This window comes from Variovorax palleresanus (assembly GCF_051144945.1).
GTDB lineage: Bacteria > Pseudomonadota > Gammaproteobacteria > Burkholderiales > Burkholderiaceae_C > Variovorax > Variovorax paradoxus_S.
Map to the genome: position 1 here is coordinate 2,487,865 of NZ_JBJNVP010000002.1, position 14,059 is coordinate 2,501,923.

14 protein-coding genes are annotated in these 14,059 nt (G+C 68.3%); 2 read left to right on the forward strand and 12 right to left on the reverse strand.

Annotated features, from left to right (window positions below; translation table 11 throughout):
• Positions 1 to 39 precede the first annotated feature (39 nt).
• From ACJ7Z0_RS15665 to ACJ7Z0_RS15720, 12 genes are all read right to left on the reverse strand, one after another.
• Complete coding sequence (locus ACJ7Z0_RS15665) at positions 40 to 966, reverse strand: DMT family transporter (RefSeq protein ID WP_434790554.1); 927 nt, start codon at positions 964 to 966, stop codon at positions 40 to 42.
• Positions 963 to 2,021, reverse strand: coding sequence for a histone deacetylase family protein (locus ACJ7Z0_RS15670; RefSeq protein WP_434790555.1), 1,059 nt, complete (start codon positions 2,019 to 2,021; stop codon positions 963 to 965). Before ACJ7Z0_RS15670 ends, ACJ7Z0_RS15665 begins: the two co-directional genes overlap by 4 nt.
• Positions 2,018 to 3,388, reverse strand: coding sequence for an aspartate aminotransferase family protein (locus ACJ7Z0_RS15675; protein ID WP_434790556.1), 1,371 nt, complete (start codon positions 3,386 to 3,388; stop codon positions 2,018 to 2,020). The genes ACJ7Z0_RS15670 and ACJ7Z0_RS15675 overlap by 4 nt, the downstream gene beginning before the upstream one ends.
• A gap of 26 nt (positions 3,389 to 3,414) precedes the next feature.
• Complete coding sequence (locus ACJ7Z0_RS15680; RefSeq protein WP_434790557.1) at positions 3,415 to 4,377, reverse strand: 2-hydroxyacid dehydrogenase; 963 nt, start codon at positions 4,375 to 4,377, stop codon at positions 3,415 to 3,417.
• The gene (locus tag ACJ7Z0_RS15685; protein ID WP_434790558.1) at positions 4,377 to 6,035 is read right to left on the reverse strand and encodes an ABC transporter ATP-binding protein; all 1,659 of its coding nucleotides are present in this window, start codon (positions 6,033 to 6,035) and stop codon (positions 4,377 to 4,379) included. The genes ACJ7Z0_RS15680 and ACJ7Z0_RS15685 overlap by 1 nt, the downstream gene beginning before the upstream one ends.
• Positions 6,032 to 6,883, reverse strand: a complete 852-nt coding sequence (locus ACJ7Z0_RS15690; protein ID WP_431126326.1) for an ABC transporter permease — start codon at positions 6,881 to 6,883, stop codon at positions 6,032 to 6,034. The genes ACJ7Z0_RS15685 and ACJ7Z0_RS15690 overlap by 4 nt, the downstream gene beginning before the upstream one ends.
• The gene (locus tag ACJ7Z0_RS15695) at positions 6,880 to 7,851 is read right to left on the reverse strand and encodes an ABC transporter permease (RefSeq protein WP_124959184.1); all 972 of its coding nucleotides are present in this window, start codon (positions 7,849 to 7,851) and stop codon (positions 6,880 to 6,882) included. Before ACJ7Z0_RS15695 ends, ACJ7Z0_RS15690 begins: the two co-directional genes overlap by 4 nt.
• A gap of 40 nt (positions 7,852 to 7,891) precedes the next feature.
• A complete protein-coding gene (locus ACJ7Z0_RS15700; RefSeq protein WP_434790559.1) occupies positions 7,892 to 9,460 on the reverse strand; it encodes an ABC transporter substrate-binding protein in 1,569 nt (522 codons plus the stop codon).
• Positions 9,461 to 9,544: 84 nt separating this feature from the next.
• Entirely contained in the window at positions 9,545 to 10,336 is a 792-nt protein-coding gene (locus ACJ7Z0_RS15705; RefSeq protein ID WP_434790560.1) for a class II aldolase/adducin family protein, read from the reverse strand.
• A gap of 304 nt (positions 10,337 to 10,640) precedes the next feature.
• Complete coding sequence (locus tag ACJ7Z0_RS15710) at positions 10,641 to 11,510, reverse strand: pirin family protein (protein ID WP_434790561.1); 870 nt, start codon at positions 11,508 to 11,510, stop codon at positions 10,641 to 10,643.
• Positions 11,507 to 12,091 carry an NADPH-dependent FMN reductase gene (locus ACJ7Z0_RS15715; RefSeq protein ID WP_434790562.1) on the reverse strand — a complete coding sequence of 195 codons (585 nt, stop codon included), beginning with the start codon at positions 12,089 to 12,091 and terminating at the stop codon, positions 11,507 to 11,509. The genes ACJ7Z0_RS15710 and ACJ7Z0_RS15715 overlap by 4 nt, the downstream gene beginning before the upstream one ends.
• Before the next feature lie 43 nt (positions 12,092 to 12,134).
• Positions 12,135 to 12,521 carry a DoxX family protein gene (locus ACJ7Z0_RS15720; protein WP_434790563.1) on the reverse strand — a complete coding sequence of 129 codons (387 nt, stop codon included), beginning with the start codon at positions 12,519 to 12,521 and terminating at the stop codon, positions 12,135 to 12,137.
• An 85-nt stretch (positions 12,522 to 12,606) separates the two neighbouring features.
• On the opposite strand from ACJ7Z0_RS15720, the gene ACJ7Z0_RS15725 reads away from it, so the two are divergent.
• Both ACJ7Z0_RS15725 and ACJ7Z0_RS15730 read left to right on the forward strand, forming a co-directional pair.
• Positions 12,607 to 13,539: a LysR family transcriptional regulator gene (locus tag ACJ7Z0_RS15725; protein WP_434790564.1), complete on the forward strand. Its 933-nt coding sequence runs from the start codon at positions 12,607 to 12,609 to the stop codon at positions 13,537 to 13,539.
• 38 nt (positions 13,540 to 13,577) lie between these two features.
• Complete coding sequence (locus tag ACJ7Z0_RS15730; RefSeq protein ID WP_369654053.1) at positions 13,578 to 14,054, forward strand: FKBP-type peptidyl-prolyl cis-trans isomerase; 477 nt, start codon at positions 13,578 to 13,580, stop codon at positions 14,052 to 14,054.
• The last annotated feature ends 5 nt before the right edge of the window (positions 14,055 to 14,059 follow it).

The following is a 14,059-nucleotide window of genomic DNA, read 5'->3' on the forward strand; positions in this document are numbered from 1 at the left end:
TGCTTGTCTCGTCATTTGGTATGCGCCGGGAGTGATTCTTCACCGGATGGCGTCTGCCGCAGCCGGTACGGTCTTCAGCCCCCGCCCCGCACGGGCCAGATAGATGCCCGCCGCCATGATCAGTGCGATGCCGGCCATGGCGATCGCATCGGGCGGCCTGCGGAACCAGAAGGTGCTGAAGCCCACGGCCAGCAGCAGCTGGAAGTAGTTGAGCGGCGCCAGCGTGGAGGCCTCCACGCGCTCGAAGGCGGCCAGCAAGAGCCATTGCGCCGCCGCGCTGCAGGCGCCGCCCGCGAGCAGCAGCGCCACGTCGCTCCACGGCGGCTGGTGGTCGGGCAGGAAGAAGGGCGCAGGCAGCAGCGTGACGACGAAGCAGACCAGCGCGGTCCAGGCGTACTGCACCGGCCCCGCGACCAGGCCCGCGAGCCGCCGCGTGAGCAGCTGGAAGATCGCGTAGCAGACGGCCGCCACCGCCATCAGCACCGTTCCGAGCAGGGGCAGGTCGGCCCCGGGCCGCACGATCAGCAGCATGCCACCGAAGCCGACCGTCACCGCCACCCAGCGGCTGCGCCGCACCTGCTCGCCGAGCAGCCACGGCGACAGCGCCACCATCAGGAGCGGCGCGGTGAAGTAGATGGCGGTGGCCTCGGCCAGCGGCATCCAGATGAGCGCCGTCATGAAGCAAGTCGCCACCGTTGCGAGCATCAAGCCGCGAAGCAGCAGCAAGGGCTTTTGCGGCGTGCGCCACATGCGCAGGTCGCCATGGCGCAGCAGCATCGCAAAGGCAATGCCGCTCACCGCGACGTAGCGCATCACGTTGACGAAGGGCGCCGGGTAGAACTGCAGCATGTACTTGCAGAACGCATCGTAGGAGGCAAAGGCCACCAGTGCGCAGAAGAACAGCGCCACGCCGGCGCTTTTCGAGCCCGCCGGGCGCAGCGGGAGGGCAGTGGCTGCGCTGCTCATCGCGCGGCCTGGAAGCCCCGCAGGAAATTGTCGAGCGCGGGGCCGATGGCCTCCACCATGTAGCCACCTTCCTGCACCACCACGGTCGGCAGCTTCAGCGCACCGACGCGCTCGCCGATGTGGCGGTAGGCGTCGAGGTCGAGCTTCAGCACGCTGATCGGGTCGTCCTTGTAGCTGTCGAAACCGAGCGCGAGCACCAGCGCCTTGGGCGCGAATTCGCGCAGCGCGGCCGCGCCTTCATCCACCGCCTGCAGGAACGTCGCGTTGTCCGCGCCGTGCGCCAGCGGCAGGTTCAGGTTGAAGCCTTCGCCCGCCCCCACGCCGCGCTCATGCGCATAGCCCGTGTAGAACGGGTAGTAGCCCGAGGGATCGGCGTGCGTCGACACGGTCAGCACGTCGCTACGCGCATAGAAAATGTTCTGCGTGCCGTCGCCATGGTGCGCATCGACATCGAACACCGCCACGCGGCCGTGCCGCTCCCACAGGCGCTCTGCCGCAATGGCGCTGTTGTTGATGTAGCAGAAGCCACCCGCGCGATCACGGTGCGCATGGTGACCCGATGGGCGGCACAGCGCATAGGCCGCGTCGCCGCTTTCCAGCACCGCATCGGCGGCCGCCACCGCCGTGTGCGCCGAGCGCAGTATCGAGCGCCAGGTGTGTGGGCCCAGCGGGCACGAGAGGTCGCTGATGTAGTAGCCCGTGCGCGCCACCAGCGATGGCGAGGGGCACGGTGCGCGCGCCACGCCCGGCGTGCCGTTGTAGTAGGGCGAAAGATTCGGCAGCACCTCGATGCCGGGCTCCACACCGGGCACCTCGAGCTTGCGCCACAGCGCGTAGGCCGTTTCCAGGTAGTCGAGATAGTCGGCGCTGTGCACGGCCTCGAGCGGCGCGCGGCCATAGTCCGCGGGTTCGGCCAGCGCAATGCCGCGCAGGGCCAACGCGTCGCGCAGCGCGTGCGCGCGGCTCGGCAGGTCGGTCGGCTTGCAGATGCGGCCCAGCCGCATGAACTGCTGTGGGTCGTGCAGCAGCTGCTCGTCCGTGAAGAAGGCCTTCATGCGAAGGTGTCTTCGAACACCGCCATGGCGCGGCCGAAGCGCGCGAACATGTCGTCGATCTGTTCGGCCGTGACGATGAGCGGCGGGCAGAAGGCGATGGAATCGCCCATCGCGCGCACGATGAGCCCTTGCGCCAGCGCGAGCTCGGCCAGCCGGGCGCCGGCCTTCAATGCGGGGTCGAATGTCGTGCGCTTCGCGGGGTCGGCATACAGCTCGATGGCGCCGATGAGCCCCACGCCGCGCACCTCGCCGACGTACTTGCGGTCGGCGTGGCTCTGCAGCCCTTGCTGGAAGTGCGGTGCCAGCGACTGCACGTGCGCGAGGATGTTCTCGTCCTCGTAGACCTTGAGCGTCTCGAGCGCAATCGCGCAGGCGACCGGATGGCCCGAGTAGGTGAAGCCGTGGCCGAAGGTGCCGATCTTTCCGCTGTTGGCGGCCACCGCCGCATGCACCTTCTCGTTCACCATCACGGCCGAGATCGGCACGTAGCCCGACGACAGCGCCTTGGCCGCGGTCAGGATGTCGGGTTTCAGGCCGAAGGTGGTGGAGCCGAACATCTGGCCGGTGCGGCCGAAGCCGCAGATCACCTCGTCGGCGATCAGCAGCACCTCGTACTTCGCGAGCACCTTCTGCACCTTGTCGAAGTAGGTGGCCGGCGGCACCAGCACGCCGCCCGCGCCCATCACGGGTTCGGCGATGAAGGCGCCGACCGTCTCGGGGCCTTCGTCGAGGATGCGCTGCTCCAGCGCGCCGGCCAGCCGCGTCGCGAAGTCTTCCTCGCTTTCGCCGGCCTCGGCATAGCGGAAATGGTGTGGGCAATCGACATGCAGGATGCGGTCGATCGGCAGGTCGAAGTCGCGGTGGTTCGGCACCAGGCCACTCAGGCTCGATGCCGCGACGGTGACGCCGTGGTAGGCGTTGCGGCGCGCGATGATCTTTTTCTTCTCGGGCTTGCCGATGGCGTTGTGGTAGTACCAGACCAGCTTGACCGCGGAGTCGTTGGCCTCCGAACCCGAGTTGGCGAAGAACACTTTCGACATCGGCACCGGCGCCATGGACAACAGCTTTTCGGCCAGCGCGATGGCGGCCGGGTTCGAGCGGCCGTTGAACGTGTGGTAGTAAGGCAGCCCGTACAGCGCATCGCTGCCGGCCTTGGCCAGGCGCTGGTTGCTGAAGCCCAGCGAAGCGCACCACAGTCCCGACATCGCCTCGAGATAACGGCGGCCCTGGTCGTCCTCCACGAAGATGCCGTCGCCGCGCTGGATCACCAGCGGGCCCACTTGCGGATGCGTGGCAAGGTTGGTGAAGGGATGGAGATGCGCGGCGATGTCGGTGGCGGCGTTCTCGGCATGCATGCTTGCGTTCATGAAGGCGGTTCCGTTGTGGAGGGAATTCAATAGCCGCGCGCCAGGTCGACCTGGTTGGCGGGGCGCTGGCCCTGTCGCACCGACGCGAGATTGTCGAGCGTCTGGCGCGCGATCACGAGGCTGTCGGTGCGCGTGGCGATGTGCGGCGTGACGAGGATGCGCGGGTCGCCCCAGAACGGATGCTCCGGCGGCAGCGGCTCTTGCGAGAAGGCGTCGAGCGTGGCCGCCGAGAGCTGGCCCGCGTCGAGCGCCGGCTGCAGGTCGGCCTCGACCAGGTGGTCGCCGCGGCCGACGTTGATCAGGTGCGCGCCGCGCGGCAGCCTTGCGAACAGCGCGGCATCGAGAAAGCCATTCGTCTCGGCGGTCAGCGGCAGCAGGCACACCAGCGTGTCGCAGCCCGAAAGAAATTGGTCGAGCTGCGCCGCGCCGTGGAATCCCTCGACGCCGGCCGGCAGGGCCTCCTTCGCGCTGCGGCTCCAGCCGCGCACCCGGTAGCCGATGGCGGCGAGCGCCTCGGCGCAGGCCATGCCCAGCGTGCCAAGGCCCGCAATGCCGACGCGATGGTGGCGCGGCGACACGACCGGCTGCTCTTCCCACCGGCGGGCCTGCGAACTCGCGACGTAGGCTTGCATGCCGCGGTGCCGCTGCACCACGGCCCAGCAGACATAGGCCTTCATGCCGGCCGCCATGCCGGTGTCGACGATGCGGCACAGCGGCAAGTGGCGCGGCAACTCCGCGTCGGCCGTGATGTGCTCGACGCCCGCGGCCAGCGACTGCACGAGCCGGAGCTTCGGCATCTGCGCGAGCAGGCCAGGCGGCGGAAACCAGCACACGGCCGCATCGATCTCGTCCAGCGCGCCCAGCTCCGCGCCCAGGCGCAGGTCGATGCCCGGATGGGCCTCGCGGAAGGCCACGGCAAGATACTCCATGTCCAGCACCGCGCTGAGAAGCGCAACACGCGGCATGCCGGCTTCGTCGTCCAGCGCCATCACGCGACCAGCGCCTCGGCCGGCGACGCGGAGGACACCAGCCGCGGCACGGCCTCGATCAGCTTGCGCGTGTAGGCGTGCTTCGGATCGCCGAGCACCTTGTGCGTCTCGCCGTATTCGACGACCTCGCCGCGTTGCATCACCGCGATGTGGTCGCACATCTGGCCGGCCACGCGCAGGTCGTGCGTGATGAAGACCATTGCGAGCTGGAACTGCTCGCGCACCTGCGCGAAGAGTTCGAGCACCTGCGCCTGCACCGACACGTCGAGCGCCGACACCGGTTCGTCGGCCACCAGCAGTTCGGGCTGCATGGCCAGCGCGCGCGCAATGCCGATGCGCTGGCGCTGCCCGCCCGAGAACTCGTGCGGATAGCGCTCGGCCGCGTCGGCGCCCAGGCCCACGAGCTTCAGCAGCTCCATGGCGCGCGCCATGGCTTCGGCCTTGCCGACGCCCTGCGCAATCGGCCCGCCCGCAATGGCCGCACCCACGCGGTGGCGCGGGTTGAGCGACGCGTACGGGTCCTGGAACACCATCTGGATCTTGCCTGCGGCCTCGCGCCGGAAGGCGGGCCCCTGCGACAGGCTGCGGCCCTTGAAGAGGATGCGGCCGCTGTCGAACGGCGAGAGCCCCACCAGGCAGCGGCCCACGCTCGACTTGCCCGAGCCCGATTCGCCGACCAGCCCCAGCGTTTCGCCGCGGCGCAGTTCGAAGCTGACGTTCTTCGCGGCCTGCACCGAGCGGCCGCGCTTGAAGAGGCCGTTGCCCGAGGTGTAGGTCTTGCAGAGGTCCTGCACCTGCAGCACGCGCGTGACTTCGCCCGTTGGCGTGTCGCGCTCGGCATTGCCGGTGGGAATGGCTGCGATCAGCTTGCGCGTGTAGGGGTGCTGCGGCGCATCGAGCACCTGGCGCACCGGCCCGCTCTCGACCACCTTGCCGGTCTGCATCACCACCACGTGGTCGGCGATTTCGGACACCACGCCGAAGTCGTGCGTGATGAACAGCACCGCCGTGCCACGGCGCTGCTGCAGATCGCGGATCAGCGTGAGGATCTGCGCCTGCGTGGTCACGTCCAGCGCGGTGGTCGGTTCGTCGGCGATCAGCAGCACGGGCTCCAGCACCAGTGCGCAGGCGATCATCACGCGCTGGCGCTGGCCGCCCGAGAGGCGGAACGGATAGGCGTCGATCAGCAGCTCCGGGTCCGGCAGCCCCACGTCGGCCAGCGCGGCCAGGATGCGCCGCCGCTTCTCGGCCGCGGGCACGCTGCCGTGCGCGTCGAAGACTTCGCCGATCTGCTCGCCGATGCGCATCACGGGGTTCAGCGCCGTCATCGGCTCCTGGAACACCATGCCGATGCGCCGGCCGCGCAGCTCGCGCATCTGCGGCTCGGTGAGCTGCAGCAGGTCGCGGCCCTCGAACAGGATCTGCCCCGCCACAGGCTCGACGTGCGGGCGCGGCAGCAGGCCCATCACGGCGTTGGCGATCATCGATTTGCCCGAGCCCGATTCGCCGACCACGCAAAGCGTCTGGCCCGGCAGCACCGACAGCGTGGCGCCGTCGACGGCCAGCGCGCGGTCCGCGCCCTTGGGCAGGCGGATGCCCAGGTTGACGACGTCGAGCACCGGCTGCACCGGCTTCATGGGTGTGACGGTGGCGCTCATTTGCCCCTCCCGTCGAGCCGCGTGTTGAGCCCGTCGCTCAGGCCTTCGCCCACCAGGTTGAGCGCGAGCACGGTCAGCACGATGGCCAGGCCGGGGAACAGCGCCATCCACCAGGCCTGGCGCAGCACGGTGCGCGCGGCGCCCACCATGTAGCCCCAGCTCATCTGGTTCGGATCACCCAGGCCGAGAAAGCTCAGGCTCGACTCCAGCAGGATGGCCGTGGCCGTCATGAGCGAGGCCATCACGATGATGGGCGACATGGCGTTGGGCAAGATCTGCGTCAAGATGATGCGCGGCGTCGACTGGCCCGCGAGCAGCGCGGCCTGCACGAAGTCGCGCTGGCGCAGCGTGAGGAATTCGCTGCGCACCAGCCGTGCCACCGGCGGCCACGAGACGATGGCAATGGCCACGACGATCGAGTTGACCGAGGGCTGGAAGATGGCCACCAGCACGATGGCGAGCGCGAAGCTCGGCACGGCCTGGAACAGCTCGGTGAACCGCATCAGCGCCGCGTCGATCCAGCCGCCGAAGTAGCCGGCAATGGCGCCGAGCGTCACGCCGATGAGCAGGGCCACCACGGTGGACACCAGCCCGATCAGCAGCGAGATGCGCGCGCCGTAGATCACGCCCGAGAGGATGTCGCGGCCCAGCGTGTCGGTGCCGAGCGCGAAGCCGGGCTCCGTCCACGGCCGCAGGAACGGCTGCTCGACCATGTTCCACGGATCGTTGGTCGCAACCCACGGACCGATGATGGCCACCACGGCCACCAGCAGCAGCACCGCCATGCCGAGCACGGCGCCCTTGTTGCGGCAGAAGCGCCGCCAGAAAGGACTTTGCAGCAATGTCATAGCTCTATCCGCGGATCGACCAACGTGTAGACGAGGTCGGTGATGAGGTTGAACAGCACGGCCATCGCCGCGGTCACCAGGAAGGCGCCGAGCAGCAGGTTGTAGTCGCGCTGCAGCAGCGCGTCGAACATCAGGCGGCCGATGCCGGGCCAGGCGAACACGGTTTCGGTCAGCACCGCGCCGCCGATCATTCCGCCGGCCTGGATGCCCGCGAGCGTGACCACCGGCAGCAGCGCGTTGCGCAGCACGTGCGCGCGCAGGATGCGGCCGGGCTTCACGCCCTTGGCGCGCGCGGTCTTCACGAAGTCCATCTGCGCCACCTCGAGCATGGCGGCGCGCGTCATGCGGGCATACACCGCCATGTAGAAGAGCGCGAGCGTCAGCGCCGGCAGCACCAGGTGACCGGCGATGTCCCAGGCCAGCGCGAGGCCGGTGGCCCCGGAGCCCACGGTGCTGAAGCCGAAGCCCGGCAGCCAGTCGAGCTGCACCGTGAACACCAGCACCGCCATCAGCGCGAGCCAATAGAGCGGCGTGGCATAGAAGATGAGCGCCACCACCGTGATCGAGCTGTCGACCCAGGTGCCGGCGCGCCGCGCGGCCAGCGCGCCGAGCGTGATGCCGAACAGCAGCGACAGCGCGAAGGCCGTGCCCGTGAGCAGCAGCGTGGCCGGCAGCCGGTCCATGATGAGCTTCAGCACCGGCTGCTGTTGCCGGTACGAAAAGCCCAGGTCGAGCTGCACCACCTTGCCGACGTAGGTGGCCAGCTGCGTCGTGATCGGCTGGTCGAGCCCGAACTGCGCGCGCAGCTGCGCCACGAACTGCGGATCGGACGCGCCCGCCTCGCCCGCCAGCACCGACACCGGATCGCCCGGCGCCGCGCGCACCAGCATGAAGTTGACCGTGGCAATCAGCAGGATCGCCAGCAGGCCCTGCATCACGCGACCCAGCATGAACTGCGTACGTTTCATCGGCAGCCTCCATGGCTGCGTGGTTGCGGCGCCGCCATCATCATGCGACCGTCGCCGTGCCCAGGCTGTCGTTCAGTCCGATTCCCGATGTGATCAGGTTGCCAAGCTTCGTGCGGTACAGCGTCGGAAAGTTGAGCTCATGCAGCCAGGCCACGGGCACTTCGTCGAGCAGGATCTTCTGCACCTGCAGGTAGATGGCCTTGCGCTTTTCCGGGTCGGCCTCCTTGGCGCCGGCATCGAACAGCTCGTCGACCTTCGGATTCGAATAGCCCTCGACGTTGTTGAACGGCGAGCCCTTGGCGATGTTGCTGGTGGTGTAGTTGCGCGCCACGCCCAGCGCGGGGTCGCCGTACTGGTACACGTAAGTAAAGGCGAGGTCGTAGTCCCACTCGTTGAGCTTCTGGTTCCAGCCCGCGACGTCGGTGGCCACCAGTTCAACCTTGATGCCCGCCTGCGCCAGGTTCTGGCGCAGGATTTCGGCCGAGCGCGTCCACGTCTCGCCGTAGGGCAAGGGCAGCAGGCGCAGCGTCTCGCCCTTGTAGCCGGCTTCTTCCAGCAGCTTCTTGGCGGTGGCGACGTTGCGCGGGTACTTGGCAACGTCGGTGCTGTGGAACTTGATGTTGCTGTTGAACGGCCCGGTGGCGGGCTTGGCGAAGCCTTGCCATGCGATCTTGGCCATCGCCTCGCGGTCGATGGCGAACATCACCGCCTGGCGGAACTTGACGTTGTCCATCGGCGCCTTGCGGTTGTTGAGCCACAACCACGAATGCGGCGCGAAGAACTCCCAGCCCTTGGTGGTGACCGCGACGCCGGGCAGCTTGGACAGCCGCAGCACGTCGAAGTATTCGACCGCCCCGCCCGGCACCAGGTCGACCTTGCCCGACTCGAACGCTGCCGCACGCGAGGCCGCATCGGGAATGACGTGGAAGTACACGCTCTCCACCAGCGGCACGTCCTTGACGTGGTACTTGTCGTTGGCCACGAGCTGGATGTACGAGCCCTTGACCCATTCCTTGAACTTGAACGGGCCCGTGCCGATGGGCGTGGCGTTGGCGGGGTTGGTCGCGAAGTCGGTGCCTTCGTAGATGTGCTTCGGCAGCATCGGCATGCTGCCGACCTCGAAGATGCCGATGAACGGGCCGAAGGGGTACTTGAGCTTGAACTCGACCGTGAGCGGATCGAGGGCCTTGATGCTTTCCACCGACGCCAGGTTGGCGCGCAGGCGCGCATGCGTCTTGCGCAGGAACACGTCAGCCGAAAACACCACGTCGGCCGAGGTGAAGGGCTTGCCGTCGTGCCAGGTGACGCCGGGCTTGAGCTTGAAGGTGTAGAGCGTGCCTTCCTTGTTGACGGTCCACGAGGTGGCCAGCGAGGGTAGCGGGTTGATCTTCTCGTCGTAGCGCAGCAGGCCCTCATAGATGTTGCCCGAGATCATCTGCGTGGGGCCGTTCTGCGTGATGCCCAGCATGAGCCCCGGCGGCTCGGGCTGGACGACGGCGTTGATCACGCCGCCTTTCTTGCCCGCGGCGAGCAGGTGCAAGGGAACGCCTGCCAGCGTCAGGCCGGCGGTGGCAGCGGCACTCATCTGGATGAGGTTGCGACGTTTCATGTGCGGAAACTCCTTGTGGCTCTGTCGAGCGGGTGGGTCGAAAAGAAACGGGAACGGAAGAACACCGGCGCCGCGGCGCCGCAATCAGTCGCGGTACGACGTGGCGGGAAGCGGATCGATGCGCTGCAGCAGCGCGCGCCATTCGCGCGCGTTCGGGTCGGGCTGGCCCGGCTCGCGCACGGTGTCGCCGCTTTCGTACTGCTGCGCGGTCTTTTCGCAGACCTCGGGCGGCACCGGATACACAGGCTGCCCGCTCGAGGCGATGGCCACCTGCACACGGCAGGCGCGCTCCAGGTTCAGCATCAGGATGAAGGCCTCCGACACGGTGCGCCCCAGTGTGACCAGGCCGTGGTTGCGCAGGATCAGTGCGCGCGCGCTCGGGCCCAGGTCGGCCACCAGGCGCTCGCGCTCGTCGGCGTCGAGCGCAATGCCTTCGAAGTCGTGATAGACCACGCGGTTGTAGAACTGCAGCGCCCATTGGTTGCACGGCTGCAGGCCGCCCGCCAGCGACGACACCGCCACGCCGGCCACCGTGTGCGTATGCAGCACGCAGGCCGCGTCGTGGCGCGCCGAATGCACGGCGCTGTGGATGGTGAAGCCGGCCGGGTTCACGTCGTAGGGCGAGTCGTCGAGGATGCGGCCGGCCAGGTCGATCTTGACCAGCGACGAGGCCGTGATGTCCCGGAACAGCGTGCCGAAGGGGTTGATCAGGAACTGGTCTTCGGCCCCCGGCACACGCGCGGAGATGTGCGTGTAGATGCTGTCGTCCATGCCGTAGTGCGCCACCAGGCGGTAGGCCGCGGCCAGGTCTTCACGGACCTGGCGCTCGGCATCGGAAACGGGTGAGGCCTTGCGGCCCACTGCCTGCAATTGCATGTCGCTTTCCTCTTTTCAGGCCGGGCGGAAATCCCCGGCGCTTTTTGGGGTCCATCGGATCGACAGTGCAAACTGTCGACAGTCAACCCGCGACAGTCTTAAGCAATATGCAGGCCCGCGTGATGGGGTAAGCCCTTGGTGAGGGGCGTTGACGGGCGGAAAACGGCGCCGGCAAAGGGCCGGCGCACAAAAACGAACGCCGCGGGCACCGGGTGAAGTGCGCGCGGCGGTGACGCCGGATGGGCTGGTCGTGCGCCATCAAGGCGCCGGGTGCACCAGGGTGCACCGGGAAAATGCACCTCCCTCAGCCCAGGCGCCCTTCCTCGCGCAGCCGCGCCCCGATGCGCCGGATCTCGGCCTCGCCCTGGTCGAGCGCCGCCTTGCTGGTGTGCACCGAATAGCGGCCCATCACCAGCTCGTGCGGGTGCCTCGCGGCCGAGCCCAGCACGAAGGCCGTGTCGCCGTGGGCCACGAAGTCGATGGCCGCGCCGGATTCCTCGAACACCGCGAGTTCACCGGTGGCGATCGGCTCGCCGCTGCCGTCGCCGGCGTCGAGCCGCCCGGCGCTGACTGCGACCCAGCCCACCGTGTGGCCGGCGGGCGGCGTGTAGCGCCAGTGCTCGCCGTCCTTCAACTGCACGGCCAGGTAGTTGATGGGCGCGGGCGCCGGAATGGGGCTTTGCGCCGCGCCGTAGCGACCGAGCAGCACGCGCGCCGGGCCTTCGCGCGGCACCTGCGAGGGTGCCAGGTAGATGCTTTGGGCCGGCGCGTTTTCTTCCGCGGCCGGCAGGGCCACCCACAACTGGAAGCCCTGCACGCGCTTCGTGTCCGGTGCGGGCGCACCGTCGTGCCACACGCCGTTGCCGGCGCGCATCCACTCGACGCCGCCGGCCGGCAGCACGCCCTTTTCGCCGGTCGTGTCCTCGTACACCGTGTCGCCTTCGATCAGCCACGTCAGCGTGGCGATGCCCGAGTGCGGGTGAATGCCGAACCCCTTGCGGCCGCCGCTGGTGTCGAAGCCGAACAGGTCGAGGAACACGAAGGGCTTCAGAAATTCGCCCAGGTCGCCCGGGCTCATGAGCCGGATGATCGGCCCGTGCTGCGAGCCACGTGTGCGGTAGACGATGGGGCGGGCGGCTTCGGTGGTGGCGACGGTGGCGGATGCGGCGGTCATGCGGCCTCCCTCGCGGTCTTCAGCGCCTTGGTCCACCACGCGAGGTCGTCCAGCATGCCGGTGGCGGCCTGCGCCAGGTGCGGAAAGTCTTCGAAGCTCTTGCCCTGCTGCCAGATGCCGAGAAACTCGACCATGCCGATGTGCACGGCGTTGCGCACCGGCGCCATCTGCATCTCGACCGCGACCAGCCGCAGCTGCTCCACGGCACGCGCCGCGCCCACGCCGCCGTATCCCACGAAGCCAATCGGCTTGCGGACGAACTCCTTGTAGGCCCAGTCGATCGCGTTCTTCAGCACCGCGCTCAGACCGTGGTTGTATTCGGGCGTGACGACGATGAGCCCGTCGAAGGTGTCCAGCTTGGCGGCCCAGCGCCGTGCAGCCTCGTTCTTCACCGAGCCCCAGGCCGGCGCGCCCGCCTCGTTGAAGAAGGGCAGCGGATGGTCGCGCAGGTCGATCAGTTCGAACGCGAGATCCGTGCGCTGCGTCGCGAGCTGATGGATCCAGTACGCCGGCTTGTCGCCGAAGCGGCCTTCGCGGGTCGAGCCGATGATGATGCCGATGCGGGGTTGTGGCGAAGTCATGGGGTGCTCCTGAATTGGGGGACGAGAAGAAGAAAAAGGGAGTTCAGGCCGTGGTGGCCGCCAGCCGCGGCACGGGCCGCAGGCGCCAGGTCACGAACGCCGAAAGCAGTGCGAGCACGATGGCTGGAGCGGGGCTGCCGCCGATCAGCACCAGGTGCGTGACCACGGCAAAGGCCATGGTCACGGCCATCAGCAAGCCGCCGAGGAAACCGGCCGCCGGCACGAGCAGCAGCACCGCGCCGCCGACCTCGACCACGCCCGTCACATAGCGGAACCACTGGCCAAAACCGATGGCGTCGAACACCTGGACCATCTGCGGCGCGCCGGACAGCTTGGCGATGCCGGCCGCACCGAAAGCCAGCGCCAGAAGAATCCGAAGGCCCCAGACGATGCGGCGCTGGGTGGGAGATGAAGAAGTTGAAGAAGTCATGGGTCCAAGGTTAGGACCGCACCCATTGATCGACTAGACGGCAGAATCGGATTGCACTCGTCCACCGAAAGAAGGAATTGCCGCCATGCTCGACCTCAACGACATCGCCATGTTTGTGCAGGTGGTGCGCCACGGCAGCTTTGCCGAAGCGGCGCGCCGGCTCGGCCTGCCGCCCAACACCGTGAGCCGGCGCGTCCAGCAGTTGGAAACGCAGCTGGGCACGCGCCTGATGCAGCGCTCCACCCGCAAGCTCACGCTCACCAGCGCGGGCGAGGCTTTTCATGAGCGCTGCGCGGGCGCGGTCGACGGGCTGGTCGAGGCCGGACAGGAACTGATCACCGGCAGCCGCGAACCCAGCGGCCTGGTGCGCGTGGCGGCGACGGCCGACTTTTTCGATTTCTTCCCGATGGAATGGGTTGCCGACTTCCTGGCCGCGCATCCGCTGGTGCGCATCGACTTCGTGCTCAGCGACGCCAAGGCCGACCTGATCGCCGAACGCATCGACATCGCATTCCGCGGCGGCGCACTGCCCGACTCAGGCTACGTGGGCCGCAAGCTCATGAGCGCGCGGACCGATGGCATGGTCGCGAGCCCCGCGTACATCGCCGCGCGCGGTGCGCCCGCCACCTTGCAAGACCTGGCGGCGAACCACGACTGCATCACCTCGCCCCATCCCAGCGGCCGCACCCCGTGGCGCCTGGCCGGTCCCGACGGCGAGGAAGAAGAAGTACAGGTGACGGGCCGCTTCACCGGCAACACCGCGCAGGCGCTGCGCAAGGCCGCGCTCGCCGGCCTGGGCGTCGCGCTGCTGCCGCCCACCATGGCCCGGCCCGACCTCGAAGCCGGGCGGCTCGTGCGAGTGCTGCCGCAGTACCAGCGCACGGGGCAGGGGTTGAGCGTGCTGTACCCGAGCCGGAAGCACCTGCCGCTGGCGGTGTCGGCGTTCATCGGGATGGTGATGGAGAAGCTGAGTGGGGTGGAGGGGTTGCCGGAGATGTTGCGGGGGGCGAAGGCGTAGCCCCACCGGCCAGCCGATTTGCACAGAAAATGCCCTCCATGAAAATCGAAAAAGACACCGTCGTCACCCTCAAGTACAAGGTCGCCGACGCCCAGGGCAAGCTCATCGAGGCCAGCCCCGAGCCGATGGCCTATCTGCATGGCGGGTACGAGAACACGCTGCCCAAGATCGAGGAAGCGCTCGATGGCAAGGAAAAGGGCTACCAGACCACGCTGCATCTGGCGCCGGAAGACGCCTTCGGCCTGCGCGACGAGTCGCTGGTGCGCAGCATTCCCAAGGCCGACTTTCCGCCGGGCGTGAAGGTCGGCGGGCAGCTGGAGGGGCGACTCGACGACGGACGCGAGCACCTGTTTACCGTGATGAAGATCAAGGGCCCTGTCGTTCTGCTCGACGGCAACCATCCGTGGGCGGGCAAGGCGCTGCGCTTCAGTCTCCAGGTGACGGACGTGCGCGCGGCGCTGCCGGTGGAGATCGAGCATCGGCATGTGCATGGGGCGCACGGGCACCATCACTGATCGTT

Excerpts from the sequence above, each read along its gene's own strand:
- ACJ7Z0_RS15705 (WP_434790560.1), bottom strand. The coding sequence starts at position 10,336 with ATGCAATTGCAGGCAGTGGGCCGCAAGGCCTCACCCGTTTCCGATGCC.
- ACJ7Z0_RS15670 (WP_434790555.1), bottom strand. The coding sequence starts at position 2,021 with ATGAAGGCCTTCTTCACGGACGAGCAGCTGCTGCACGACCCACAGCAG.
- ACJ7Z0_RS15710 (WP_434790561.1), bottom strand. The coding sequence starts at position 11,510 with ATGACCGCCGCATCCGCCACCGTCGCCACCACCGAAGCCGCCCGCCCC.
- ACJ7Z0_RS15665 (WP_434790554.1), bottom strand. The coding sequence starts at position 966 with ATGAGCAGCGCAGCCACTGCCCTCCCGCTGCGCCCGGCGGGCTCGAAA.
- ACJ7Z0_RS15700 (WP_434790559.1), bottom strand. The coding sequence starts at position 9,460 with ATGAAACGTCGCAACCTCATCCAGATGAGTGCCGCTGCCACCGCCGGC.
- ACJ7Z0_RS15730 (WP_369654053.1), top strand. The coding sequence starts at position 13,578 with ATGAAAATCGAAAAAGACACCGTCGTCACCCTCAAGTACAAGGTCGCC.
- ACJ7Z0_RS15720 (WP_434790563.1), bottom strand. The coding sequence starts at position 12,521 with ATGACTTCTTCAACTTCTTCATCTCCCACCCAGCGCCGCATCGTCTGG.
- ACJ7Z0_RS15690 (WP_431126326.1), bottom strand. The coding sequence starts at position 6,883 with ATGACATTGCTGCAAAGTCCTTTCTGGCGGCGCTTCTGCCGCAACAAG.
- ACJ7Z0_RS15675 (WP_434790556.1), bottom strand. The coding sequence starts at position 3,388 with ATGAACGCAAGCATGCATGCCGAGAACGCCGCCACCGACATCGCCGCG.
- ACJ7Z0_RS15695 (WP_124959184.1), bottom strand. The coding sequence starts at position 7,851 with ATGAAACGTACGCAGTTCATGCTGGGTCGCGTGATGCAGGGCCTGCTG.
- ACJ7Z0_RS15680 (WP_434790557.1), bottom strand. The coding sequence starts at position 4,377 with ATGGCGCTGGACGACGAAGCCGGCATGCCGCGTGTTGCGCTTCTCAGC.
- ACJ7Z0_RS15715 (WP_434790562.1), bottom strand. The coding sequence starts at position 12,091 with ATGACTTCGCCACAACCCCGCATCGGCATCATCATCGGCTCGACCCGC.
- ACJ7Z0_RS15685 (WP_434790558.1), bottom strand. The coding sequence starts at position 6,035 with ATGAGCGCCACCGTCACACCCATGAAGCCGGTGCAGCCGGTGCTCGAC.
- ACJ7Z0_RS15725 (WP_434790564.1), top strand. The coding sequence starts at position 12,607 with ATGCTCGACCTCAACGACATCGCCATGTTTGTGCAGGTGGTGCGCCAC.